This is a genomic window from Pseudomonas sp. S3_E10 (assembly GCF_054667615.1).
Genome location: NZ_CP162743.1, coordinates 2,647,111 through 2,672,675, shown reverse-complemented (window position 1 = coordinate 2,672,675; position 25,565 = coordinate 2,647,111). Strand labels below are relative to the sequence as shown.

Sequence of the window (25,565 nt, the reverse complement as noted above, 5' to 3'; positions counted from 1 at the left end):
GGTTTAACTGATGCCAATGATCCTCTTCCGGCGCAAGACTCTCTAGATACAGTTCACCTGTATTGTGAGGGGCCAGTTAACTGTTTATAGGGGCTGTACTGTACGGAAATGGGGCAACTGTACCTGTCCGCACTGAAATAGTGCGAAATAGGCATTTTTAACGAGGCGAGTAGGATAATTCGGTAGGAAATGACCGGTACAGCAGTACAGTTTTTTCAGGAGTTGGGGCTGTTGCAGCCGAGCTGATGAAAATGTATTTGCATCAGCTCGGCTCTGTATCAATCAAGCCTTGAGCATATGCCCGGTTTCTTCCAGGTTAATGTGCCAACTCAGCGCTTCGCGCAGGATGTGCGGCGTATGCCCGCCTAATGCGCAGGCGCCCTCGAAGTAATTGTTCAGCGCATCGCGGTATGCGGGATGCACGCAGTTGTCGATGATTACCCGAGCCCTTTCCCTTGGCGCCAGGCCGCGCAAGTCTGCCAGGCCTACTTCGGTGACGAGGATGTCTACATCGTGTTCGGTGTGGTCCACATGACTGACCATCGGCACCACGCTGGAAATCGCGCCGCTCTTGGCAATCGACTTGGTGACGAAAATCGCCAAGTGCGCGTTACGCGCGAAGTCACCGGAGCCGCCAATGCCGTTCATCATCCGCGTGCCGCAGACATGGGTGGAATTGACGTTGCCGTAGATGTCGAACTCCAACGCGGTATTGATGCCGATAATGCCCAAGCGACGCACCACTTCAGGGTGGTTGGAGATCTCCTGCGGGCGCAGTACCAGTTTGTCCTTGTAATGCTCCAGGTTGCCGAACACGTCGGCATTGCGCCGCTCCGACAGTGTGATCGAACTGCCCGAGGCGAAGCTCAGCTTGCCGGCGTCGATCAGGTCGAACGTGGAGTCCTGCAGTACTTCCGAGTACATGGTCAGGTCTTGGAAGGGGGAGTCGATCAAGCCGCACATCACCGCGTTGGCAATGTTGCCGATACCGGCCTGCAGCGGCCCGAGCTTGTTGGTCATGCGCCCGGCGTCGACTTCCTGCTTGAGGAAGTTGATCAGGTGATTGGCGATTCCTTGGGTGTCACTGTCGGGGGGCGTCACGGTCGAGGCGGAGTCCGCCTGGTTGGTGATGACGATGGCGACGATCTTTTCCGGCGGGATTGGGATTGCGGTGCTGCCGATGCGGTCGTCGACCTTTACCAGCGGGATCGGCGTACGGGTTGGGCGATAGGTCGGGATATAAATGTCGTGCAGCCCTTCCAGGTTCGGGTTGTGCGCCAGGTTGATCTCGACGATCACCTGTTTGGCAAAGATCGCGAAGCTGGCCGAGTTACCGACGGAGGTGGTTGGCACGATATGCCCTTGCTCGGTGATCGCCACGGCTTCGATCACGGCAATATCCGGTAGCTTGAGCTGGTTGTTGCGCAGTTGTTCGACGGTTTCCGACAAATGCTGGTCGATAAACATCACCTCGCCGGCGTTGATAGCCTTGCGCAATGTGCTGTCGACCTGGAACGGCATGCGTCGGGACAGCACGCCGGCTTCGGTCAGTTGCTTATCCAGGTCATTGCCCAGGCTGGCGCCGGTCATCAAGGTGATTTTCAGTGGCGAGGTCTTGGCGCGCTCGGCGAGGGCATGGGGAACGGCCTTGGCTTCACCGGCACGGGTGAAGCCGCTCATGCCGACGGTCATGCCGTCCTCGATCAGTGCGGCGGCGTCTGCCGCGCTCATGACCTTGTTCAACAGCGAAGGCAAGCGGATACGATCACGGTACATGAATGGTTATCTCAGGCTACGGAAGCAAGGTGGGCAGTGTAGTGATTTCAAAAAAATTCGGCCCGCTACCATGGTCGAATGCAAGGCAGCGATTTAGAGCCTTTGGTCGGGTTTCATGCAGCAATAAAAAACCCCAGCCTACGTGAGGCCGGGGTTTGGAGTATTGCGCTGAAGCAGTGTTAGTCGACGGCTTTAACCATGTCTTCAATGACCTTCTTGGCGTCGCCGAAAACCATCATGGTCTTGTCCAGGTAGAACAACTCGTTATCCAAGCCGGCGTAACCACTGGCCATTGAGCGCTTGTTGACGATGATGGTCTTGGCTTTGAACGCTTCCAGGATCGGCATACCGGCGATCGGTGAGTTCGGATCGTTCTTCGCGGCCGGGTTGACCACGTCGTTCGCGCCCAGCACCAGCACCACGTCGGCCTGGCCGAATTCAGAGTTGATGTCTTCCATCTCGAACACTTGGTCGTAAGGCACTTCAGCCTCGGCGAGCAGCACGTTCATATGCCCAGGCATACGGCCCGCCACCGGGTGGATCGCATATTTCACGGTGACGCCGTGGTGGGTCAGTTTCTCGGTCAATTCCTTCAGCGCGTGTTGCGCCCGCGCCACCGCCAAGCCGTAGCCTGGCACGATGATCACGGTGTCGGCGTTGGTCAGCAGAAAGGTCGCATCGTCGGCCGAGCCGGACTTCACCGGGCGCGCTTCTTTAGAACCCGCAGCGGCACTGGTATCCGGCGCGTTGCCGAAGCCGCCGAGCAGTACATTAAAGAAGGAACGATTCATCGCCTTGCACATGATGTACGACAGGATCGCGCCGCTTGAGCCGACGAGCGAACCGGCGATGATTAGCATCGAGTTGTTCAGCGAGAAGCCGATACCCGCCGCCGCCCAGCCGGAGTAGCTGTTAAGCATCGACACCACCACGGGCATATCGGCGCCGCCAATGGGGATGATGATGAGTACGCCCAGCACGAAGGCCAGGGCCAGCATCAGCGCGAAGGCGGTGAGGTTGCCGGTGAACATGAACGCCAAACCCAGGCCCAGCGTAGCGAGGCCCAATACCAGGTTCAGCTTGTGCTGGCCGCCGAACTGTACCGGTGCGCCCTGGAACAGGCGGAATTTGTACTTGCCCGACAGCTTGCCGAAGGCGATCACCGAGCCGGAGAAGGTTATGGCGCCGATGGCGGCACCGAGGAACAGCTCCAGACGGTTGCCCGCCGGAATCGCATCGCCCAGGTGCTTGACGATGCCCAGCGATTGCGGCTCAACCACGGCGGCAATTGCAATGAACACCGCGGCCAAGCCGATCATGCTGTGCATGAACGCCACCAGCTCCGGCATCTTGGTCATCTCAACGCGCTTGGCCATGATCGAACCAGCGGTGCCGCCGACCAGCAGGCCGACGATCACATAGCCGATGCCGGCCGTCGCAAGCTCGGCGCCCAGCTTATAGATGAGGCCCACGGTGGTGAGCACTGCCAGCGCCATGCCGAGCATGCCGAACAGGTTGCCGCGTCGCGAGGTGGTCGGGTGCGACAGGCCTTTAAGGGCCTGAATGAAACAGATCGACGCGATCAGGTAGAGCGTCGTTACCAGATTCATGCTCATGCCGATGGCGCCTCTTCTTTTACTTTCGGGGCTTTCTTCTTGAACATCTCAAGCATGCGGCGCGTGACCAAGAAGCCGCCGAACACGTTGACCGCCGCCAGCGCCACGGCGAGGGTGCCCATGGTCTTGCCCAGTGGTGTGACTGTAAGCGCGGCCGCGAGCATGGCGCCGACGATTACGATCGCCGAAATGGCGTTGGTTACCGCCATCAGCGGCGTGTGCAGCGCGGGGGTAACGTTCCAGACCACGTGGTAACCGACATAGATCGCCAGCACAAAGATGATCAGGTTGTAGATACCGGGGGAGATAAGCTCTTCCATCGTCTGAATCCTTGCTTAGGCGTTTTTGCGGATGACTTGGCCGTCGCGGCACATCAGGCACGCAGCGACGATGTCGTCTTCGAGGTTGATTTCAAACTGCCCTTCCTTGGTGAAGACCAGCTTCAGGAAGTCCAGCAGGTTGCGCGCATACAAGGCCGACGCATCGGCGGCAACAGCGCCGGCGAGGTTGGTCGGGCCACAAATGATCACACCGTTTTCCACCACCACCTGGTCGGCAACGGTCAGCGGGCAGTTGCCGCCCTGGGCTGCCGCGAGGTCAATGACCACCGAGCCGGGTTTCATCTGCGCAACTGTCTCGGCGCTGAGCAAGGTGGGTGCCTTGCGGCCTGGGATCAGGGCGGTGGTAATGACGATATCGGCTTGCTTGGCGCGCTCGTGCACGGCAAGGGCCTGGCGTTGCATCCAGCTTGTGGGCATCGGGCGTGCATAACCGCCGACGCCGACGGCGCATTCGCGCTCTTCGTCGGTTTCGTAAGGTACGTCGACAAACTTGGCGCCGAGGGATTCGATCTGCTCTTTTACCGCCGGGCGTACGTCAGATGCTTCGATCACTGCACCGAGGCGTTTGGCCGTGGCAATGGCCTGCAAGCCTGCGACGCCCGCACCTAGAATCAGCACCCGAGCGGCTTTGACGGTACCTGCGGCGGTCATCAGCATCGGCATGAAGCGCGGATAGTGATGAGCGGCGAGCAACACGGCTTTATAGCCGGCGATGTTGGCTTGCGAGGACAGCACGTCGAGGCTCTGGGCACGCGAGGTGCGTGGGGCTGCTTCAAGAGCGAAGGCGGTAATGCCGCGCTCGGCCAGCTTGGCAATGGTTTCGTTGCTGAACGGATTGAGCATGCCCACCAACACGGTGCCGCTTTTGATCAGCGCCAATTCGCTGTCGCTGGGAGCAACCACTTTGAGAATCAGCTCGGCGCCAAATGCATCGTTGGCGCTGCCAATGGTTGCGCCTGCTGTTTCATAGGCACTGTCGACGACGCTGGCCTTAATGCCTGCTCCGCTTTGTACAGTGACCTTATGGCCCTGGCCGATCAGCTTCTTGATGGTTTCCGGGGTGGCAGCCACCCGCGTTTCACCGGTCTGGGTTTCGAGAGGAACACCAATGTGCACGTCAAATCTCCTGCATGATCTTTTTGCTTTTGATCTTTTTGTAAAAAGGCCAGTGCGCCGCGAGTGGCACAACTGGGGCGGCCGATCAGCACGATCCCGCTGAAATGACAGCGGGGCGCGGCATTTTGCAGGCGAACTTTACGGCCTTCAAGGGATTATGACGGGTGACGAAAAATTAACTACAAGTCACCCTGTGACCGATTGTCGCAACGCCTTGGAATAATCTCTTCAAATACAGGCCTTTAAAGACGCGCAAAGGTTTAGAGCGACTTTTTACATTGTTGATGTGAATGGTCGCGCATTGGCCATTGAGCGTCGCTACAAGCCACGCGATTCATGGCTTTAAGCCGTATTTTAGATAGACAAGTACAGTCTGCTTAAATGCGACATATACGTATATCTGTAGCGCCAAGATTTTATTGACTACAAGGTCAGCATTAAGGCTTTGCCCTTTAATTGCAGGGGCTGTACCGCTTCGATTGATCGATAAGCCAGTCCCTGAACGCATGCAGCGAAGCTGATTCCACTTTTTTGTCAGGAATCATCAGGTAATAAGCTTTCGAACTGGTCAGTGCCTCGGGGCTTGCGATTACCAGTCGATGCTCGTCCAGTTCTCGCTGAATGAGGAAGGGCGGGATCAGCGCAATGCCCATGTCATGCATGGCGGCCTGGGACAGCATCGAGAATAGCTCGTAACGTGGGCCTGTCATGTCGCGTGGGATATTCAGCTGTTGGGCGTTGAACCATTGGCGCCAGGCATAAGGGCGGGTGGTCTGTTGCAGCAGCGGCAGTTGCGCGATCTCTGAGGAGGTGAAGCGCTTGCGCTTGCCCAGCAACCGGGGGCTGCAAACGGGAACAGGATTTTCTCCCATCAGTCGGTGGGACTCGGTGCCGGGCCAGTCGGCATCACCGAAGTAAATCGCGGCATCGAACTCGGTATCTGCAAACAGGAAGGGGCGGGTGCGGTTGGTGAGGTTCACCGTTACCTCTGGGTGCTGGCGTTGAAAATCCTTGAGACGAGGAATTAACCATTGCGTACCAAACGTGGGTACCACCGCTAGCTCAATCGTATTTGCGCCCTGCTGACCCATCACTGACAGGGTGTCGCGCTCCACGGCATCCAGTTGCGTTGCGACTCTGCGGCTGTAGGACAGCCCCGCCTCCGTCAGCTTTACCCCGCGCCGCGAACGCCGAAACAGCTCGACACTTAAAAATTCCTCCAGGCTGGCGATCTGTCGGCAGATCGCGCCTTGTGTGATGGAGAGCTCGTGCGCCGCCTTGGTAAAGCTCTCGTGGCGGGCCGCCGCCTCAAAGCTGACAAGGGCGGTAGTGCTGGGAATTTTCCTACGCATGTACCTTGTTCTCACTTGATAAGGCGCCAATACGCCATTTTTAGTGTTTCGAAGTGAGAAATTAGCACAAGCCTATGCAGAAACCTCGTTTGCTCTCTTTGCTTGCCCGGCCTAGGCTCCTTCCACGACTTCTGATTTTCTTTGCGAGGACTTATTCATGGCTGGCAAGGCAAGCTTCAACTGGATCGATCCACTGCTGCTGGATCAACAGCTCACCGAAGAAGAGCGCATGGTGCGCGACAGTGCTGAGCAATTCGCCCAGGACAAACTAGCGCCGCGTGTGCTCGAAGCTTTCCGTCATGAAAAGACCGACCCTGCAATCTTTCGAGAAATGGGTGAAACCGGGTTGTTGGGCGCGATGATTCCCGAACAGTACGGTGGCAGTGGCTTGAACTACGTCAGCTACGGGCTGATTGCGCGTGAGGTTGAGCGTGTCGACTCTGGTTACCGTTCGATGATGAGCGTGCAGTCGTCATTGGTCATGGTGCCTATCAATGAATTTGGCACCGAGGCGCAAAAACAGAAGTACTTGCCGAAATTGGCCTCTGGAGAGTGGATTGGCTGTTTCGGCCTGACCGAGCCAAACCATGGCTCTGATCCGGGCGCGATGATCACGCGTGCGCGCAAAGTGGAGGGCGGATACAGCCTGACAGGCGCGAAGATGTGGATCACCAACAGTCCGATCGCGGATGTGTTCGTGGTGTGGGGCAAGGACGACGCGGGTGATATCCGCGGGTTTGTTCTGGAAAAAGGCTGGAAGGGGCTGAGTGCGCCGGCGATTCACGGCAAGGTCGGGCTGCGGGCCTCCATCACCGGTGAGATCGTGATGGATAACGTATTCGTCCCGGAAGAGAACATCTTCCCTGATGTGCGAGGCTTGAAGGGGCCTTTCACCTGTCTGAACTCGGCGCGCTATGGCATTTCCTGGGGGGCGTTGGGCGCCGCCGAGTTCTGCTGGCACACCGCTCGCCAATACACCTTGGACCGTCACCAGTTCGGTCGGCCTTTGGCGGCGACTCAGTTGATCCAGAAGAAGCTGGCCGATATGCAGACTGAGATCACTCTGGCCCTGCAAGGCTGCCTGCGCCTGGGGCGCATGAAGGATGAAGGCACGGCTGCGGTAGAGATTACTTCGATCATGAAGCGCAACTCGTGCGGCAAGTCTCTGGATATCGCGCGTATGGCACGGGACATGTTGGGCGGCAACGGCATTTCCGACGAATTCGGGGTGGCGCGTCATCTGGTGAATCTGGAGGTGGTTAACACCTATGAAGGTACCCACGACGTGCACGCCTTGATTCTGGGGCGTGCGCAAACCGGTCTTCAGGCGTTCTATTAATAGGAGAACGGTATGGGCGCGCTATCGCATCTGCGGGTATTGGACTTATCGCGAGTGTTGGCGGGCCCTTGGGCCGGGCAGATTCTTGCGGACCTCGGGGCAGAGGTAATAAAGGTTGAACGCCCCGGTAGTGGTGACGACACGCGGGCCTGGGGGCCCCCCTTCCTTAAAGATGCTTATGGCGAGAACACCAGTGAGGCGGCGTATTACTTGTCTGCCAATCGTAATAAAGAATCGGTGACTATCGACTTCACCCGGCCTGAGGGGCAGAAGCTGGTACGGGATCTGGCGGCTAAGTCCGACATCCTCATCGAGAATTTTAAGGTGGATGGTTTAGCGGCCTATGGGCTGGATTATGAGTCGCTCAAGGAGATTAATCCTGAGTTGATCTATTGCTCTATCACGGGCTTCGGCCAAACCGGACCTTATGCCGCGCGTGCGGGTTATGACTTCATGATCCAGGGGCTGGGCGGGCTGATGAGTCTGACTGGTCGGCCGGAAGGTGATGAGGGGGCGGGGCCGGTAAAGGTGGGAGTGGCGTTGACTGACATTCTCACGGGCCTCTATTCGACGGTGGCCATTCTTGCTGCGCTGGCGCATCGAGATCATGACGGTGGCGGGCAACACGTCGATATGGCGTTGCTCGATGTTCAGGTGGCCTGCTTGGCTAATCAGGCGATGAATTATCTGACGACGGGGGTGCCTCCGAAGCGCCTGGGTAACGCTCATCCGAATATTGTCCCTTATCAGGATTTCCCCACGGCCGATGGTGATTTCATCCTGACTGTGGGTAATGACGGGCAGTTTCGCAAGTTTGCGCAAGTGGCGGGTCAGCCGCAGTGGGCGGATGACCCACGTTTCTCCACTAATAAAGTGCGGGTGGTTAACCGTGCGGTGCTGATTCCGTTGATTCGCCAGGCGACGGTCTTCAAGACGACGGCGGAGTGGGTGGCCCAGCTTGAGCAAGTTGGGGTGCCTTGTGGTCCGATCAATGACCTTTCGCAGGTGTTTGCCGATCCTCAGGTGAAGGCGCGTGGGCTGGCGATGCAGTTGCCTCATGCGTTGGCGGGGTTGGTGCCGCAAGTTGCCAGTCCGATTCGGTTATCCAAGACACCTGTGGAGTATCGCAGCGCACCTCCTCTATTGGGTGAGCATACGGAGCTGGTGTTGAAGAGAGTGTTGGGGCTGGCGCCGTTGAATATTGCGGCGTTAAAAGAGGCGGGAGTCATCTAGCGGTTTCTTCGGGCGCATTTGGGTGGTTTTTAATCAATCTCTCTTGATTGATAGGAAAAGCAAAATTAATTGTTGACGCCAGATTCTGGAAGCCTATAATTCGCCCCACTTCCGGCGCAGTCGAAACGGAAAACTCCTTGGTAAACAATGAGTTACGCAGTTTTCGGCAGCAAGTTGCTTCAGTTCATCGAAGCCAAAAGGAAGTTGAAAAAGAGGTGTTGACAGCAGCGTGTAACGCTGTAGAATTCGCCTCCCGCTGACGAGAGATCGGAAGCGCAAGTGGTTGAAGTTGTTGAGGAAATCTTCGAAAGCTTCTGAAAATAACCGCTTGACAGCAAATGAGGCTGCTGTAGAATGCGCGCCTCGGTTGAGACGAAAGCTCTTAACCAACCGCTCTTTAACAACTGAATCAAGCAATTCGTGTGGGTGCTTGTGGAGTCAGACTGATAGTCAACAAGATTATCAGCATCACAAGTTACTCCGCGAGAAATCAAAGATGTAACCAACGATTGCTGAGCCAAGTTTAGGGTTTCTTAAAAACCCAAAGATGTTTGAACTGAAGAGTTTGATCATGGCTCAGATTGAACGCTGGCGGCAGGCCTAACACATGCAAGTCGAGCGGTAGAGAGAAGCTTGCTTCTCTTGAGAGCGGCGGACGGGTGAGTAATGCCTAGGAATCTGCCTGGTAGTGGGGGATAACGTTCGGAAACGGACGCTAATACCGCATACGTCCTACGGGAGAAAGCAGGGGACCTTCGGGCCTTGCGCTATCAGATGAGCCTAGGTCGGATTAGCTAGTTGGTGAGGTAATGGCTCACCAAGGCGACGATCCGTAACTGGTCTGAGAGGATGATCAGTCACACTGGAACTGAGACACGGTCCAGACTCCTACGGGAGGCAGCAGTGGGGAATATTGGACAATGGGCGAAAGCCTGATCCAGCCATGCCGCGTGTGTGAAGAAGGTCTTCGGATTGTAAAGCACTTTAAGTTGGGAGGAAGGGCAGTTACCTAATACGTGATTGTTTTGACGTTACCGACAGAATAAGCACCGGCTAACTCTGTGCCAGCAGCCGCGGTAATACAGAGGGTGCAAGCGTTAATCGGAATTACTGGGCGTAAAGCGCGCGTAGGTGGTTTGTTAAGTTGGATGTGAAATCCCCGGGCTCAACCTGGGAACTGCATTCAAAACTGACTGACTAGAGTATGGTAGAGGGTGGTGGAATTTCCTGTGTAGCGGTGAAATGCGTAGATATAGGAAGGAACACCAGTGGCGAAGGCGACCACCTGGACTGATACTGACACTGAGGTGCGAAAGCGTGGGGAGCAAACAGGATTAGATACCCTGGTAGTCCACGCCGTAAACGATGTCAACTAGCCGTTGGGAGCCTTGAGCTCTTAGTGGCGCAGCTAACGCATTAAGTTGACCGCCTGGGGAGTACGGCCGCAAGGTTAAAACTCAAATGAATTGACGGGGGCCCGCACAAGCGGTGGAGCATGTGGTTTAATTCGAAGCAACGCGAAGAACCTTACCAGGCCTTGACATCCAATGAACTTTCTAGAGATAGATTGGTGCCTTCGGGAACATTGAGACAGGTGCTGCATGGCTGTCGTCAGCTCGTGTCGTGAGATGTTGGGTTAAGTCCCGTAACGAGCGCAACCCTTGTCCTTAGTTACCAGCACGTCATGGTGGGCACTCTAAGGAGACTGCCGGTGACAAACCGGAGGAAGGTGGGGATGACGTCAAGTCATCATGGCCCTTACGGCCTGGGCTACACACGTGCTACAATGGTCGGTACAGAGGGTTGCCAAGCCGCGAGGTGGAGCTAATCCCATAAAACCGATCGTAGTCCGGATCGCAGTCTGCAACTCGACTGCGTGAAGTCGGAATCGCTAGTAATCGCGAATCAGAATGTCGCGGTGAATACGTTCCCGGGCCTTGTACACACCGCCCGTCACACCATGGGAGTGGGTTGCACCAGAAGTAGCTAGTCTAACCTTCGGGAGGACGGTTACCACGGTGTGATTCATGACTGGGGTGAAGTCGTAACAAGGTAGCCGTAGGGGAACCTGCGGCTGGATCACCTCCTTAATCGACGACATCAGCTGCTCCATAAGTTCCCACACGAATTGCTTGATTCATTGAAGAAGACGGTAATGCGAGATGAATGCATTATTCTATATAGAGCTTAGAAATGAGCATTCCATCCTAGCGATGGTGAATGTTGATTTCTAGTCTTTGATTAGATCGTTCTTTAAAAATTTGGGTATGTGATAGAAAGATAGACTGAACGTTACTTTCACTGGTAACGGATCAGGCTAAGGTAAAATTTGTGAGTGATTACAGATTTTCGGCGAATGTCGTCTTCACAGTATAACCAGATTGCTTGGGGTTATATGGTCAAGTGAAGAAGCGCATACGGTGGATGCCTTGGCAGTCAGAGGCGATGAAAGACGTGGTAGCCTGCGAAAAGCTTCGGGGAGTCGGCAAACAGACTTTGATCCGGAGATGTCTGAATGGGGGAACCCAGCCATCATAAGATGGTTATCTTGTACTGAATACATAGGTGCAAGAGGCGAACCAGGGGAACTGAAACATCTAAGTACCCTGAGGAAAAGAAATCAACCGAGATTCCCTTAGTAGTGGCGAGCGAACGGGGACTAGCCCTTAAGTGGCTTTGAGATTAGCGGAACGCTCTGGAAAGTGCGGCCATAGTGGGTGATAGCCCTGTACGCGAAAATCTCTTAGTCATGAAATCGAGTAGGACGGAGCACGAGAAACTTTGTCTGAATATGGGGGGACCATCCTCCAAGGCTAAATACTACTGACTGACCGATAGTGAACTAGTACCGTGAGGGAAAGGCGAAAAGAACCCCGGAGAGGGGAGTGAAATAGATCCTGAAACCGTATGCGTACAAGCAGTGGGAGCCCACTTTGTTGGGTGACTGCGTACCTTTTGTATAATGGGTCAGCGACTTATTTTCAGTGGCGAGCTTAACCGAATAGGGGAGGCGTAGCGAAAGCGAGTCTTAATAGGGCGTCTAGTCGCTGGGAATAGACCCGAAACCGGGCGATCTATCCATGGGCAGGTTGAAGGTTGGGTAACACTAACTGGAGGACCGAACCGACTACCGTTGAAAAGTTAGCGGATGACCTGTGGATCGGAGTGAAAGGCTAATCAAGCTCGGAGATAGCTGGTTCTCCTCGAAAGCTATTTAGGTAGCGCCTCATGTATCACTGTAGGGGGTAGAGCACTGTTTCGGCTAGGGGGTCATCCCGACTTACCAAACCGATGCAAACTCCGAATACCTACAAGTGCCGAGCATGGGAGACACACGGCGGGTGCTAACGTCCGTCGTGAAAAGGGAAACAACCCAGACCGTCAGCTAAGGTCCCAAAGTTATGGTTAAGTGGGAAACGATGTGGGAAGGCTTAGACAGCTAGGAGGTTGGCTTAGAAGCAGCCACCCTTTAAAGAAAGCGTAATAGCTCACTAGTCGAGTCGGCCTGCGCGGAAGATGTAACGGGGCTCAAACCATACACCGAAGCTACGGGTATCACGTAAGTGATGCGGTAGAGGAGCGTTCTGTAAGCCTGTGAAGGTGAGTTGAGAAGCTTGCTGGAGGTATCAGAAGTGCGAATGCTGACATGAGTAACGACAATGGGTGTGAAAAACACCCACGCCGAAAGACCAAGGTTTCCTGCGCAACGTTAATCGACGCAGGGTTAGTCGGTCCCTAAGGCGAGGCTGAAAAGCGTAGTCGATGGAAAACAGGTTAATATTCCTGTACTTCTGGTTATTGCGATGGAGGGACGGAGAAGGCTAGGCCAGCTTGGCGTTGGTTGTCCAAGTTTAAGGTGGTAGGCTGGAATCTTAGGTAAATCCGGGATTCTAAGGCCGAGAGCTGATGACGAGCTAACTTTTAGTTAGCGAAGTGGTTGATGCCATGCTTCCAAGAAAAGCTTCTAAGCTTCAGGTAACCAGGAACCGTACCCCAAACCGACACAGGTGGTTGGGTAGAGAATACCAAGGCGCTTGAGAGAACTCGGGTGAAGGAACTAGGCAAAATGGCACCGTAACTTCGGGAGAAGGTGCGCCGGTGAGGGTGAAGGACTTGCTCCGTAAGCTCATGCCGGTCGAAGATACCAGGCCGCTGCGACTGTTTATTAAAAACACAGCACTCTGCAAACACGAAAGTGGACGTATAGGGTGTGACGCCTGCCCGGTGCCGGAAGGTTAATTGATGGGGTTAGCTAACGCGAAGCTCTTGATCGAAGCCCCGGTAAACGGCGGCCGTAACTATAACGGTCCTAAGGTAGCGAAATTCCTTGTCGGGTAAGTTCCGACCTGCACGAATGGCGTAACGATGGCGGCGCTGTCTCCACCCGAGACTCAGTGAAATTGAAATCGCTGTGAAGATGCAGTGTATCCGCGGCTAGACGGAAAGACCCCGTGAACCTTTACTATAGCTTTGCACTGGACTTTGAATTTGCTTGTGTAGGATAGGTGGGAGGCTTTGAAGCGTGGACGCCAGTCTGCGTGGAGCCAACCTTGAAATACCACCCTGGCAACTTTGAGGTTCTAACTCAGGTCCGTTATCCGGATCGAGGACAGTGTATGGTGGGTAGTTTGACTGGGGCGGTCTCCTCCTAAAGAGTAACGGAGGAGTACGAAGGTGCGCTCAGACCGGTCGGAAATCGGTCGTAGAGTATAAAGGCAAAAGCGCGCTTGACTGCGAGACAGACACGTCGAGCAGGTACGAAAGTAGGTCTTAGTGATCCGGTGGTTCTGTATGGAAGGGCCATCGCTCAACGGATAAAAGGTACTCCGGGGATAACAGGCTGATACCGCCCAAGAGTTCATATCGACGGCGGTGTTTGGCACCTCGATGTCGGCTCATCACATCCTGGGGCTGAAGCCGGTCCCAAGGGTATGGCTGTTCGCCATTTAAAGTGGTACGCGAGCTGGGTTTAGAACGTCGTGAGACAGTTCGGTCCCTATCTGCCGTGGACGTTTGAGATTTGAGAGGGGCTGCTCCTAGTACGAGAGGACCGGAGTGGACGAACCTCTGGTGTTCCGGTTGTCACGCCAGTGGCATTGCCGGGTAGCTATGTTCGGAATAGATAACCGCTGAAAGCATCTAAGCGGGAAACTAGCCTCAAGATGAGATCTCACTGGAACCTTGAGTTCCCTGAAGGGCCGTCGAAGACTACGACGTTGATAGGTTGGGTGTGTAAGCGCTGTGAGGCGTTGAGCTAACCAATACTAATTGCCCGTGAGGCTTGACCATATAACACCCAAGCAATTTGACTACTCGAAAGAGCATCAGATTGCGGTGTGTGAAGACGAAACGAACCGAAAGTTTGTAACTCACAAAACACCGACTGCTGTCACATACCCGATTTGCTGAAGCGAGGCCATCTGGTCACGAGTCAGTACCCGAATTTCTTGACGACCATAGAGCATTGGAACCACCTGATCCCATCCCGAACTCAGCAGTGAAACGATGCATCGCCGATGGTAGTGTGGGGTTTCCCCATGTGAGAGTAGGTCATCGTCAAGATTAAATTCCAAAACCCCTGTTTGCTAACGCAGACAGGGGTTTTGTTTATGTAGAAGTCCATGAATTTCATCGGCACGTTGATACTGCGACGGGCCGGTACACAGAATTTCTTGACGACCATAGAGCATTGGAACCACCTGATCCCATCCCGAACTCAGTAGTGAAACGATGCATCGCCGATGGTAGTGTGGGGTTTCCCCATGTGAGAGTAGGTCATCGTCAAGATTAAATTCCGAAACCCCTGTCTGCTAACGCAGACAGGGGTTTTGTCGTTTAGAGGGATGCAATCCCGCCACGTTGTCCTCAAGTGAAAAACACACAACAGCGCTAACGCCTACCGCCTATCTCTTTCCTGGGTTAAAAATCAGATTTCTCCCATAAGTCCCTAAGTTTTGCTCCGACTTGGCCGAAAGCTTGATGAGCCATGCGTGCACCGAAATGGAGCGGGTGAACACTCCGCTTACCGTTTTATGGAATTTCCACTCGGCACGCTTATCCCCCTTTGGCAAAAGAAGTCGATGAAATGAATCTTAAGTTCAGTCATAAAATCTTGTTGGCCGCGTCAGGCGTAGTGGTTTTAGCCTTCGCGTTGTTCACCCTTTACAACGACTACCTGCAGCGCAGCACCATCAAGCAGAACCTGGAATCGTCCATCGAACAATCCGGGGAGCTCACCGCCAGCAGTGTGCAGAACTGGCTCAGTGGTCGAATACTGGTACTCGAAAGCCTGACGCAAAACGTAGCTCACCAAGGCAGTGCAGCGGACTTGCCTGGGCTAGTCGACCAACCAGCGTTCACCTCGAACTTCCAGTTCACCTATGTGGGTCAAACCAATGGTGTGTTTACCCAGCGCCCGGATGCAAAAATGCCCGACGGCTACGACCCCCGTCAGCGCCCCTGGTACAAACAAGCCGTGGCGGCTGATAAACCTATGCTCACGCCGCCTTATATGGCTGCAGTAGGCGGGCAGATCGTCACCATCGCCATGCCGGTGAAAAAGAACGGCGAGCTGCTGGGTGTAGTGGGCGGAGACCTCAGCTTGCAAACCCTGGTGAAAATCATCAACTCGGTGGATTTCGGCGGCATCGGGCATGCGTTCCTGGTCAGCGGCGACGGCCAAGTCATCGTCAGCCCGGACGAGGACCAAGTGATGAAAAACCTCAAGGACATCTATCCCGGCACCCGCTTACGCATCGAGAAGGTCAATCAGGAGGTTGTGCTCAAGGGCCAGGATCGTATTTTGTCCTTCACTCCGATCAGCGGCTTGCCAGGGGCAGATTGGTATATCGGTCTGTCGATCGATAAAGACAAAGCCTACGCACCGTTGGGTAAATTCCGCACGTCGGCATTGATCGCTATGCTCATCGCCGTGGTCGCGATTGCTGTGCTCTTGAGCCTGCTGATTCAGGTCTTGTTGCGGCCCTTGACCACTATGGGGGTTGCGATGCAAGACATCGCTCAAGGTGAAGGTGATCTGACCCGCCGCCTCGCTGTTACCAGCAAAGATGAGTTTGGCGAAGTCGGCAGTGCGTTTAACCGGTTTGTGGAACGTATCCACGCTTCGATTTCCGAAGTGTCTTCCGCAACACGCCAGGTGCACGACCTGTCCCAGCGAGTGATGGCATCCTCCAACGCGTCAATCATCGGTTCCGATGAGCAAAGTGCGCGTACCAACAGTGTGGCCGCAGCAATCAACGAACTGGGTGCCGCCACTCAGGAAATCGCGCGCAACGCGGCTGATGCGTCACAGCACGCCAGCGGTGCCAGCGAGCAAGCCGACGACGGTCGCAAAGTGGTGGAGCAAACCATCCTGGCGATGTCTGAACTGTCGCAAAAAATCAGTTTGTCCTGCACTCAGATCGAAACACTGAACGCCAGCACCGATAATATCGGCCACATCCTTGATGTGATCAAAGGCATCTCCCAGCAAACCAACTTGTTGGCACTGAATGCCGCGATTGAAGCTGCGCGTGCCGGCGAGGCGGGACGTGGGTTTGCGGTGGTGGCCGATGAAGTGCGCAACTTGGCTCACCGTACTCAGGAATCGGCTGAAGAGATTCATAAAATGATCACTTCGCTGCAAGTGGGTTCGCGCGAGGCGGTGACCACCATGAACGCCAGCCAAACGTCCAGTGAGCAAAGCGTCGGGGTGGCCAACCAGGCCGGCGAACGCCTGGTCAGCGTCACGCAGCGGATCGTTGAGATCGACGGTATGAACCAATCCGTCGCAGCGGCCACCGAGGAGCAGACGGCCGTGGTGGAAACCCTCAATGTGGATATCAACCAGATCAACCTGCTTAACCAGCAGGGCGTGGCCAACCTCAACGAAACCTTGAAGGATTGCGATGCGCTGTCGCAACAGGCTAATCGGCTGAAGCAACTGGTCGACAGCTTCAAAATCTGAGCCGTTGAGCGTGTGAGTAGGAGCGTGCAGTGTTCGCTCCTACTGCGGGCCCAACAAGCGGCTGACGTTGTCCAGTGCGCTTTCAGCGAAAGCCTGTACAAATTGTTCAAATCCCACCTGTGCAGCGTCCTCCGGTTCGGCAATGAGGGTCCACGTTACCCTGGAGCACTGTGTCTCCAGTGCGTCCACGTTGATTGCTGCCCACAATCTAGCCACGCCCAGAGTGTTGTAGAGGGTGGTCCAAGTCATATACATGGCGTGCTCATCCCGGCTATTGAGCTGTTCCACCACCTGGTTGCCATCTCGGAAAAACTTCGTGCGTAAAGCACCCACACCGGTACCGGTCATTTCGATGTGTGACAGAGCGGGGATGAATACATCAAAACCTGAAAACGTCCCCACCATGTTCCACACACGCCTGGCCTGGCAGTCGATCACCCGCGAGGCCACTATCGGCCGTCCCGTTGGATTGCGGATTAACGTATCCGGTTGCAGCCGTTTCATAATGTTGTCCTGACGCAATTCATAGAAAACCGATGGCCTTGAGGTAATTGCAACCTCTGCTCAATAGCGCGGGGGTTTTATCGGGATACTGCTCACCCATTTGCTCAACGCCACGCTGTGCGTTCTCGTGAAGGATCATCCCGGTATCGCCGATGTCTTCATCCAAGCGATCAAGATAAAAACCGAGTACGCCAAACAGCGCGTTGTCCTGGTCCACCGTCTGTAGCGCCTTCTGCCATTGCGTGATGCTTACCCGCTCAAACATATGACCGGCTCGGCTGAACGCATCCAGATAATTCTCCCAGCTCAACGGCTGCGGGTTATGCAGGTTGAACACGCTTCTATCGGCTTGAAAACGACTGCCGTGGAACGCAATGAAGCGCGCCAGAAAGTCCACTGGCATCAGGTCGAAATTCAAATCCAGCCGCGGAAGCAGGCCTAGTTGCAGCGAGCCCTTGAGCATCAGCATCAGGCGATTTTTTTGCGGCCGGCAAACCCCATTGCGGCTGTTGAAGCTGATGTTTCCGAGGCGATGGATATTGACCCAGGCCCCGTTTTCAACCGCGCGCCCCAGCAGTCGCTCCGCCACCCATTTGGAGAGGTTGTAGCCATTCTTGATATACAGCGGCAATGTGGCCGCCGCAGGGGCTTCAAGGATACGTCCCACCGTGTCGATACTGCTGGAGGCGGACAGCGTCGAGACAAAATTGAATACTTTCTTGCAGCGCGTCTCGCATAGACGCAAGCATTCGAATACGGGCTCGACGTTGTTCCTGGCTAGCGAGGCGTAGTCCATGACGTGGTTGACCTGCGCCGCGTTATGCACCAGCACACCGAAGCCTTCGACGAGAGAGTCATAGACGTCGCGGGCCAAACCCAGTCGAGGCTGGCTGATGTCGGCGGCGAATACCTGTACTCGGCTCAGGTCCATATGGTCCAAGCGGTAATCGCGCAGCGCCTGGGTAAACCTCATCATCGCGCACTGCCCCGGTCGTTCACGCACCAAGCACGCCACCTCAATGGCGCCACCGGCCAACAGGGCTTCGACGATGTGTATACCGACGAAACTGTTGGCGCCTGTGACTATAACTTTGCGCGGATCGCCCCAGGCACCCTCGGGCAACGAGTTGATCATCCACGGCCGTTGGGCATCCCGGATCGCCTGGCCGGAAGAGGCGTCGGGGCGCTCCCCGTCTTGCATCAGCGCTGCCAGCGTACGAACCGTCGGGACTTCAATGAACTGGCTCAGCGCAAAACCACGGCCAAATTGCTCGCGAACACGCAACAACAACATCGACAGCAAAATCGAATGGCCGCCGAGGTCGAAGAAGCTGTCATCAATACCCACGTTTTCGGCGGGCAACCCCAACAGCTCGCCCCACAGGCCGCTCAGCTGTGCTTGCAGCGCGGTGCGCGCAAGGCAGGGGGTCGCCTGCAAAATGGGCTGTGGTGGTAGCGTCAACAGCGCCCTGCGATCAACCTTGCCGTGGTGAGTGTGCGGTATGTCTGGCAGTTCAACCCAGAAGCCAGGTTGCATGTAGTCCGGTAGCCACTGCTGTGCATGCGTGCGCAACGCGGCGACCGTAGCACCTGGTTCGGGCTGGGCGAAAAAGGCGTGGATCCTGCGGTCAGGGTCGATCACCACCGCCAGCCCGCGATACAACCGGCTGTTGCGCAGGCATTGTTCAATTTCCTGGGGTTCGACCCGAAACCCACGGATTTTTACCTGATCATCGCGCCGCCCGCCCAACACGATACCCTCGGCGGTCCACTGCGCAAGGTCGCCACTGCGAAAGGCCTGCACGGCCTGGCCCCCCGGCAGCAGCAGCTCGACAAACCGGCTGGCGGTCTCCTGCGGCGCATTCACATACCCCAGGCTTACCCCAGGCCCAACGATATAAAGCTCGCCGGTTACCGCTTCATCTACGGGTTGCAACTGGTCATCCAGAATCAGCACCCGGCTGTTGGCGATGGGGGTGCCGATGTTGCGATTGTCGTCGTTGGCGACCAATGTCCGGTGCGTGATCAGCACCGTGGTTTCGGTGGGGCCATAGAGGTTGTGGAGCTGACACTGCCCCGCCAGGCGCTCGATCACATGGGGTTCGCAGGCATCGCCGCCAGTGAGCAGATGCGTCACACCCAGAGGACGGTCCAGCGGTAGGAGGTTGAGCAGCGCGGGCGGCAGAAACGCATGGCTGACGCGCTGCCGGCGAAGCAATTCCACCAGTAACCGGGGGTCGTGCCGTTGCTGTTCGCTGGGGATGATCAACGCGGCGCCGGCGATTAAGGTGGGAAAGATATCGATGAGCGATGAGTCGAAACTCAAGGGCGAAAACTGCAACACCCGACTGCGTTCATCCAGTGCCATACAGGTCCTGAACCAGGCCGTGAAATGCGCCAGGTTGCCTTGGCTCAGTTGCACACCCTTGGGCTGGCCCGTGGTTCCCGATGTGTAGAGCAGCATGCACGGCGCGTCCGGGCAGGCGTGATTGGATGTCGGCGCACAGAGGGTTTCGGTGGTGTCGCCAGGGTCGACGGCACTGACATCCAACGCCAGGAAACGTCCCCGCAACGGATGCTTGCCGGTGTCCAGCAGCACCTGAGCCCCGGCGAGCATCGTCTGATGACGTTGAGGAGGCTGGTCAGGGGCGAGCGGCAAGTACACCGCGCCACAGCCAAGTACCGCGAGAATGCTGGCGTACAGCTCGACGGATTTTGCCAGGCATACACCGATCACTGGCGGCGCCTCGAGCGCCTCCAGTAACGGGCGCAAGCGTTGCTGGATTGCCATGGCCTGCACGTGCAGCTGGCGATAGGTCACCTCACTCCCGGCGATGCACAGTGCCGGCCGATTGGCGAAAGCGAAAAGGCTGGCCTGTATTCGTTCGAACACCGGCACCTGGGCTTCCTGCCTCAATGCGCGGTCGTGTGTACGATTGAACCGATGCATAAAGGCCAACGCTTCAAGTCCTTGCAAACCCTGCTCGGGCCAGTCCGTGGCGACCGTACTCAGAGGCCGATATCCAGGGTCCCGTGAAAAGCCACTGACGTGCAGCGCAACCCAGTCCACCAGTGCGCCTGTCACCTGCTGGCGCAGTCGCTGGCCATTGCCACTGGGCTCTTCGGCGATGTTCAGCACGGCACACAGTCGTTGGCCACGGTCATAGGCGCGTAATTGTAGCGCGGGCAACCCACAGCCACTTTCCGGGCCAACCCCCAGGCGCAGCCTTATACAGGCCGCTTCGCCCACCTCGTCCGGCAACGGCAGGCTACCGTCTTCAAGCCACAGGTCGATGGCCTCGTCAGCAGACACATGCCCGTACTGCTCCAGTACCGGCCTGATGGCACCCAGTGCCTTGCTGGTGCCGCGCCATCCGATGGTCAGGCGCCTCATGCGGGCACCGGCAGATAGTCGTTCAGCGCCTGCGTCACACTGGGTGTGTGCAGTAAGCCGCTGTGTTGCAGGAAGCTGATGATATTGCCCATCAAGGGGTGCTGGCCGGTGATGGGAAACGCCAGCGTGATCACTTCATCACGCAGCGCACCGCGCACACTGCTGCTTATATCCAGGTGCTCGATCAACTGCAGGTCGAAGTTCTTCTGCAGGTCATTGGTCAGGTAATGGCTCAGGAATATCGGCAACACGTGCGCGATGCTGTCACGGTCAGCCGGGCTCGCGGTTTGCCAATAGTGTTGCACCAGGCGAGTCCAGAATTGCGCGTGGCGACCTTCGTCAAACAGGTGGTCGGCCATCAAGCCACGAATGGACGCTTTGACACTGTTGTCCTTGGAAAACGCCGCCACATCGTGGGTGACGCTATTTTCGGCGATGGCCACGCCAATCAGCTCCACAGCGTCGCGCAGGTGGGCCGGCGCCTGAGCCTGTGCCGCCGGCAGAGCGCGGCTCAGTTCGATGTGTGCGGGTAGATCCAGCGGTTGTACGCCTGTCATGTCCAGGGTTTGTTGCAAGAAGTCCAACGCGACGAGGGCGTGGTAATCCTCATCCACCACTACCGTCATGGCATCCACGCGGCAGGCGAATGGGAAGGGCACCGAGAAGCGGTTCTTGGCGATGTTACGCGCGGTCTTGTCGACGATCTCAGTCTCGAAGATCACCACATCGTTGATAAATTTGTAGAAGCTCTGCACCAGCACGAAGTCGCGCCATTGGGGGCACTGCTCCACAAAAGTGGCAGTGAGTACCAAGGGTTGGCGGCATAGCGGATAGATCAACTTGTCATCGTTTTCCAGCAGGCGGCGGGGGCGTGTGCGGATGGTCGCGCGGCGCTCCCAGTCGTCGACAGTCGAGGTGTAGTTGGCGATGTTCATGGCTGCACTTCTTGCAGCGCCGCCCGCATCTCGTCCCAGAGCGCGATACGGCTTTGCACCGCGGCAAGGGCTGCGTCGTTGGCTTGTTGGCGGTACGCCGGGGCTACGCGCACCAGACGTTCGAGCAACTGCTCAGCCGCCGGCCCGTGATGGCCGGCATCCAGTTCGATGTGGCGTTCAAGGTAGCCCCGCAAGGTAGGCGCCTGGCAACGCAGGAGCGTATCAGACCGCAGGAAACGCTCGAACATGTTCGGAATAACCTGCTCGCGAGCGTGAAAAAAAGCGGCTGCCACACAGTGGATGGGAGCTTGCAGCGCAATGTGCAATGTGTCGCTGACAAACCGGCGTACGCCGGCGGGTGCATCGATCATATGCAAGGCGCTGCCCGCTTCGACGCCTTCGCGTTGCAGTGCGACGAAGCGGTCGATCGCGCAAGGGCTGGCGCCGACTTCGAGCATGGCCTCCCGGTACCACTCGAAGTGACTGCAATAGCCTTGCCGGGGGTGTTCGTCTGATTCTTCGCCCAGCACAATCTCATTGATCAGGCGCGCGGCGAGTGGGTCGGCCGGTGGCAGCCAGGGCAAGCGAGTGCAGCTCAGGTCCTGTTGCAGGCGTTTGGTAAGTGTCATGAAATCCCAAACGGCGAATACATGGCTCTCCATGAAAAGTTGTAACTTTTTTTGCGAGGTTATTTCCGTTAATAGCGGGTGGCTACATAACTGTAGTTTTCTTTTTTCAAGTAATGATTGATACATGGTGTAGGCCTATAAGTTGTTGCTTTTGCCGTGAAACAGCAGCGGGCTTTTATACGCGGCAAAGAGATAAACAGGTCTAAACCAAGCGCGACGCGCACGCTGTTCATGCGGATGGGCTGCGCCGTCGACGCAAGTGTCTGGTTTAGTGATAAGCGATAATAGGCGGGCTGAAAAACGTAACGAGTATAGGAATGTAGTGGATGTTTTTCTAAATGATATTGGCCGTGGGCAGCGGCTTTATTAAATAAGAAGCTTCTTTGGCGCAGGGGCACTACCCGGCAGACACAGTACCCCAACGTTAAGCGTAAAGAAGGGCGGGCGAAAACCCGATTACGGGGTTTTCTTGCCGGTGGTGTCCACGCCATTGAGATAGGTGGTAATAACTTCCATCCCACGCATCAGGTGATTGCGCAGGGTCAGGACGCTTTCCTCGACTTTCTTCTGCGCCACCAGGTTCAACAGTTCACGGTGGTCGTCCTGGGTTATCTGGCCCAGCCCCATGGCCTGAAGGTTGAAGCGCAGGAAGCGTTCTTCCTCATTCAGCCCGTGTTCCACCAATTTGAGCAGTCGCTGGTTAGGCGCCTTGCCGTAGAGCGCCATGTGAAACAGGCGATTGAGACGACCCATCTCGGCGTAATTTTCTTCCTGCTCCAGAGCGCGGATAAACGCGTCCGCTTCGGCGATATCGGCGTCGGTCAGCAACGGAATCGACAAGCGCAAGGCTTCAGACTCCAGCAACATCCGCAATTGATAGGTCTCCGCCGAATTGTCTTCAATCACGGGGGCCACCACGGCGCCTTTGTGGGTCACCACATGCAGCAGCGACTGGGCCTCCAGCTGGCGCAAGGCTTCACGCACCGGCATGCGGCTGACCCCGAACAGGCTGGCCAACTCCTGCTGACGCATGGCGGTACCACAGGGCAACCGGCCGTCGAGGATGGCATTGCGCAAGGTTTCTTCAATCACGGAGCGAGCAAGGTGGGCGGGAATAGGACCGCTGATCTTGATGCTGTTCAAAGGGGTCGGCTTCTGCGTCACGGCTACGTTGTGCTCTTTTTCTAAAAGTGATGGCTAATTGGATCCAATGCACACTAGAGAGTGCCCTTAAGCTTGTCAAACAGGCACGGTTTCGGCTTGTAAGCGTTTCAACACGCGATTCCGACGGCCCACGCCAGGCTTTTCGCAGATCTTACACGGCCCGATCACCTTGCTCCCTTCCCGCATATCGTTATTCATTATCGGTATTTAAAATCAAGTTCTTATGCCTATAAAGTCAATCTCCTGACCCACCGGGAGTGAACTCATGTCCGCCGCCTCTACTGTTCCAACAGCGATCCCTGCCGCCCAAGCCTTCGAGGTGCGCCCACTGCCCGGCAGCGTGGGGGCCGAGATCATTGGCCTGGACCTGTCCCGGCCAGTCAATCAGCAGGATTTTGCGCGCATCCACCGCGCGCACCTGGACCATCACGTGGTGGTGTTTCGCGACCAGCGCATCACCCCCGAACAGCACATCGCCTTCAGCCGCCGTTTTGGCGTGCTGCAGATTCATGTGCTCAAACAGTTCCTGCTGGCCAACCATCCCGAAATCCTGATCGTCTCCAACATTATTGAAAACGGCCAATCCATCGGCCTGGGCGATGCCGGCAAGTTCTGGCATTCAGACCTGTCCTATAAAGAACTGCCCAGCCTTGGTTCGATGCTGCACGCACAAGAGCTGCCTAGCGAAGGCGGCGACACCTTGTTCGCCGACATGCACAAGGCCTGGGATCAGTTGCCCGAGCACTTGCGCAAAGCCGTCGAGGGCCGCAGCGCCGCGCATTCCTACACGGCGCGTTACAGCGAAACCAAATTCGAAGGCAACTGGCGCCCAACGCTCACCCCGGAACAGTTGGCGCAAGTGGCCGAAGTGGTGCACCCCATCGTGCGCACGCATCCGGAAAACGGCCGCAAGGCGCTGTTCGTCAGTGAAGGCTTCACCACCCGCATCGTCGGCCTGCCCGAGGATGAGAGCCGTGACCTGCTGGCCCAGCTTTATGCCCACAGCGTGCTGGCGCACAACATCTATCGCCATCAATGGCAGCCTCACGACCTGGTGTTCTGGGATAACCGCTCGCTGATCCACCTGGCCGCCGGTTGCCCGAGCCACCTGCGCCGCAAGCTGTTTCGCACCACCATCCAGGGCGACGCGCCTTTCTGATTCGGAGCATGACCATGTCCAGGAACATTCCATTTGCGCGCTTGGCCGCCACCCTCGGGCTGGGCGTGAGCCTGCTGGCCGGTAGCCTGGTGGCGCCTGCGGCGGCCCAGGCCGAAGGTGAGATCCGCATCGCCGAACAATTCGGCATCGTTTACCTGTTGCTCAACGTGGTGCGCGATCAGCACTTGATCGAGAAGTACGGCAAGCAGGAAGGCATCGACATCAAGGTCGATTGGACCCAGCTCTCCGGTGGCGCGGCGGTCAATGATGCGCTGCTCTCCGGCTCCATCGATATAGCCGGGGCCGGCGTCGGCCCGCTGCTGACCATCTGGGACCGCACCCACGGCAAACAGAACGTCAAGGCCGTGGCGTCCCTGGGCAATTTCCCGTACTACCTGGTCAGCAACAACCCCAAGGTCAAGACCATCGCCGACTTCACCGACAAGGACCGCATCGCCGTCCCCGCAGTGGGCGTGTCCGTGCAGTCGCGCTTCCTGCAATACGCCGCCGCCAAGCAGTGGGGCGACCAGGAATTCAATCGCCTCGACAAATACACCGTCGCCGTTCCGCACCCCGACGCCACCGCCGCACTGATCGCCGGCGGTACCGAGTTGACCGGGCATTTTTCCAACCCGCCGTTCCAGGACCAGGCCCTGGCCAACCCTAACGTGCACGTAGTGTTGAACACCTACGACCTGCTCGGCCCCAACTCGCCAACCGTGCTGTTTGCCACTGAAAAATTCCGCAACGACAACCCCAAGACCTATAAAGCGTTCGTCGAGGCACTGACCGAAGCCGCGCAGTTCGCCCAGAACGACAAAGGCGCCGCCGCCGATACTTATATCCGTGTGACCAACGCCAAGATCGACCGCGCCGAGTTGCTCAAAATCATCGACAACCCGCAGTTCGAATTCAGCGTCACCCCAAAAAATACCTACCCGCTGGCGGAGTTCCTCTACCGTGTCGGCGCCATCAAAAACAAGCCTGAATCGTGGAAGGACTACTTCTTCCAGGACGACAAGCCCCTGCAAGGAAGTTGAA

At 56.5% G+C, this 25,565-nt stretch carries 15 protein-coding genes and 4 rRNA genes; 9 read left to right on the top strand and 10 right to left on the bottom strand.

Annotated elements, in window-relative coordinates; genetic code table 11:
• Positions 1-282: 282 nt before the first annotated feature.
• The 5 genes from AB4N98_RS11995 to AB4N98_RS11975 form a co-directional block, all read right to left on the bottom strand.
• Positions 283-1,776 (bottom strand): acetyl-CoA hydrolase/transferase family protein, encoded by a 1,494-nt coding sequence (locus AB4N98_RS11995; protein WP_017530606.1) that lies wholly within the window; start codon positions 1,774-1,776, stop codon positions 283-285.
• 179 nt (positions 1,777-1,955) lie between these two features.
• Positions 1,956-3,392 (bottom strand): NAD(P)(+) transhydrogenase (Re/Si-specific) subunit beta, encoded by a 1,437-nt coding sequence (locus tag AB4N98_RS11990; RefSeq protein ID WP_017530607.1) that lies wholly within the window; start codon positions 3,390-3,392, stop codon positions 1,956-1,958.
• Positions 3,389-3,712 carry an NAD(P) transhydrogenase subunit alpha part 2 gene (locus AB4N98_RS11985; protein ID WP_017530608.1) on the bottom strand — a complete coding sequence of 108 codons (324 nt, stop codon included), beginning with the start codon at positions 3,710-3,712 and terminating at the stop codon, positions 3,389-3,391. The genes AB4N98_RS11990 and AB4N98_RS11985 overlap by 4 nt, the downstream gene beginning before the upstream one ends.
• Positions 3,713-3,727: 15 nt before the next feature.
• Complete coding sequence (locus tag AB4N98_RS11980; protein ID WP_010207879.1) at positions 3,728-4,849, bottom strand: Re/Si-specific NAD(P)(+) transhydrogenase subunit alpha; 1,122 nt, start codon at positions 4,847-4,849, stop codon at positions 3,728-3,730.
• Positions 4,850-5,301: 452 nt separating this feature from the next.
• Positions 5,302-6,201, bottom strand: a complete 900-nt coding sequence (locus AB4N98_RS11975; protein ID WP_161979894.1) for a LysR family transcriptional regulator — start codon at positions 6,199-6,201, stop codon at positions 5,302-5,304.
• A gap of 157 nt (positions 6,202-6,358) precedes the next feature.
• Here AB4N98_RS11975 and AB4N98_RS11970 point away from each other — a divergent pair, with 157 nt between their 5' ends.
• The 7 genes from AB4N98_RS11970 to AB4N98_RS11940 all read left to right on the top strand — a co-directional run bounded on the left by AB4N98_RS11970 (position 6,359) and on the right by AB4N98_RS11940 (position 16,739).
• On the top strand, positions 6,359-7,540 hold the full coding sequence (locus AB4N98_RS11970; RefSeq protein WP_003170842.1) for an acyl-CoA dehydrogenase: 1,182 nt from the start codon (positions 6,359-6,361) through the stop codon (positions 7,538-7,540).
• Between the two features lie 12 nt (positions 7,541-7,552).
• Complete coding sequence (locus AB4N98_RS11965) at positions 7,553-8,773, top strand: CaiB/BaiF CoA transferase family protein (protein ID WP_017530610.1); 1,221 nt, start codon at positions 7,553-7,555, stop codon at positions 8,771-8,773.
• A gap of 553 nt (positions 8,774-9,326) precedes the next feature.
• A 16S ribosomal RNA gene (locus AB4N98_RS11960) occupies positions 9,327-10,863 on the top strand.
• A 307-nt stretch (positions 10,864-11,170) separates the two neighbouring features.
• Positions 11,171-14,062: ribosomal RNA gene (locus AB4N98_RS11955) — 23S ribosomal RNA — on the top strand.
• 157 nt (positions 14,063-14,219) lie between these two features.
• Positions 14,220-14,335, top strand: a 5S ribosomal RNA gene (gene rrf, locus AB4N98_RS11950).
• 109 nt (positions 14,336-14,444) lie between these two features.
• Positions 14,445-14,560, top strand: a 5S ribosomal RNA gene (gene rrf, locus AB4N98_RS11945).
• The 16S, 23S and 5S rRNA genes sit together here, the layout of an rRNA operon.
• Before the next feature lie 298 nt (positions 14,561-14,858).
• Positions 14,859-16,739: a methyl-accepting chemotaxis protein gene (locus AB4N98_RS11940; protein WP_017528425.1), complete on the top strand. Its 1,881-nt coding sequence runs from the start codon at positions 14,859-14,861 to the stop codon at positions 16,737-16,739.
• 39 nt (positions 16,740-16,778) lie between these two features.
• On the opposite strand, the gene AB4N98_RS11935 is transcribed toward AB4N98_RS11940, so the two are convergent.
• The 5 genes from AB4N98_RS11935 to AB4N98_RS11915 form a co-directional block, all read right to left on the bottom strand.
• Positions 16,779-17,243, bottom strand: a complete 465-nt coding sequence (locus AB4N98_RS11935; protein ID WP_017528424.1) for an SRPBCC family protein — start codon at positions 17,241-17,243, stop codon at positions 16,779-16,781.
• Between the two features lie 19 nt (positions 17,244-17,262).
• Positions 17,263-20,637 carry an amino acid adenylation domain-containing protein gene (locus AB4N98_RS11930; protein ID WP_460149462.1) on the bottom strand — a complete coding sequence of 1,125 codons (3,375 nt, stop codon included), beginning with the start codon at positions 20,635-20,637 and terminating at the stop codon, positions 17,263-17,265.
• Positions 20,634-21,572 carry a diiron oxygenase gene (locus tag AB4N98_RS11925; protein ID WP_017528422.1) on the bottom strand — a complete coding sequence of 313 codons (939 nt, stop codon included), beginning with the start codon at positions 21,570-21,572 and terminating at the stop codon, positions 20,634-20,636. The genes AB4N98_RS11930 and AB4N98_RS11925 overlap by 4 nt, the downstream gene beginning before the upstream one ends.
• Positions 21,569-22,327, bottom strand: coding sequence for a DUF3050 domain-containing protein (locus AB4N98_RS11920; protein WP_065876867.1), 759 nt, complete (start codon positions 22,325-22,327; stop codon positions 21,569-21,571). Before AB4N98_RS11920 ends, AB4N98_RS11925 begins: the two co-directional genes overlap by 4 nt.
• A gap of 330 nt (positions 22,328-22,657) precedes the next feature.
• The gene (locus AB4N98_RS11915; RefSeq protein WP_017528420.1) at positions 22,658-23,365 is read right to left on the bottom strand and encodes a GntR family transcriptional regulator; all 708 of its coding nucleotides are present in this window, start codon (positions 23,363-23,365) and stop codon (positions 22,658-22,660) included.
• Between the two features lie 265 nt (positions 23,366-23,630).
• On the opposite strand from AB4N98_RS11915, the gene AB4N98_RS11910 reads away from it, so the two are divergent.
• Both AB4N98_RS11910 and AB4N98_RS11905 read left to right on the top strand, forming a co-directional pair.
• Positions 23,631-24,524, top strand: coding sequence for a TauD/TfdA dioxygenase family protein (locus AB4N98_RS11910; protein WP_017528419.1), 894 nt, complete (start codon positions 23,631-23,633; stop codon positions 24,522-24,524).
• Positions 24,525-24,538: 14 nt separating this feature from the next.
• Positions 24,539-25,564 carry an ABC transporter substrate-binding protein gene (locus AB4N98_RS11905; protein ID WP_065876866.1) on the top strand — a complete coding sequence of 342 codons (1,026 nt, stop codon included), beginning with the start codon at positions 24,539-24,541 and terminating at the stop codon, positions 25,562-25,564.
• Position 25,565 lies beyond the last annotated feature (1 nt).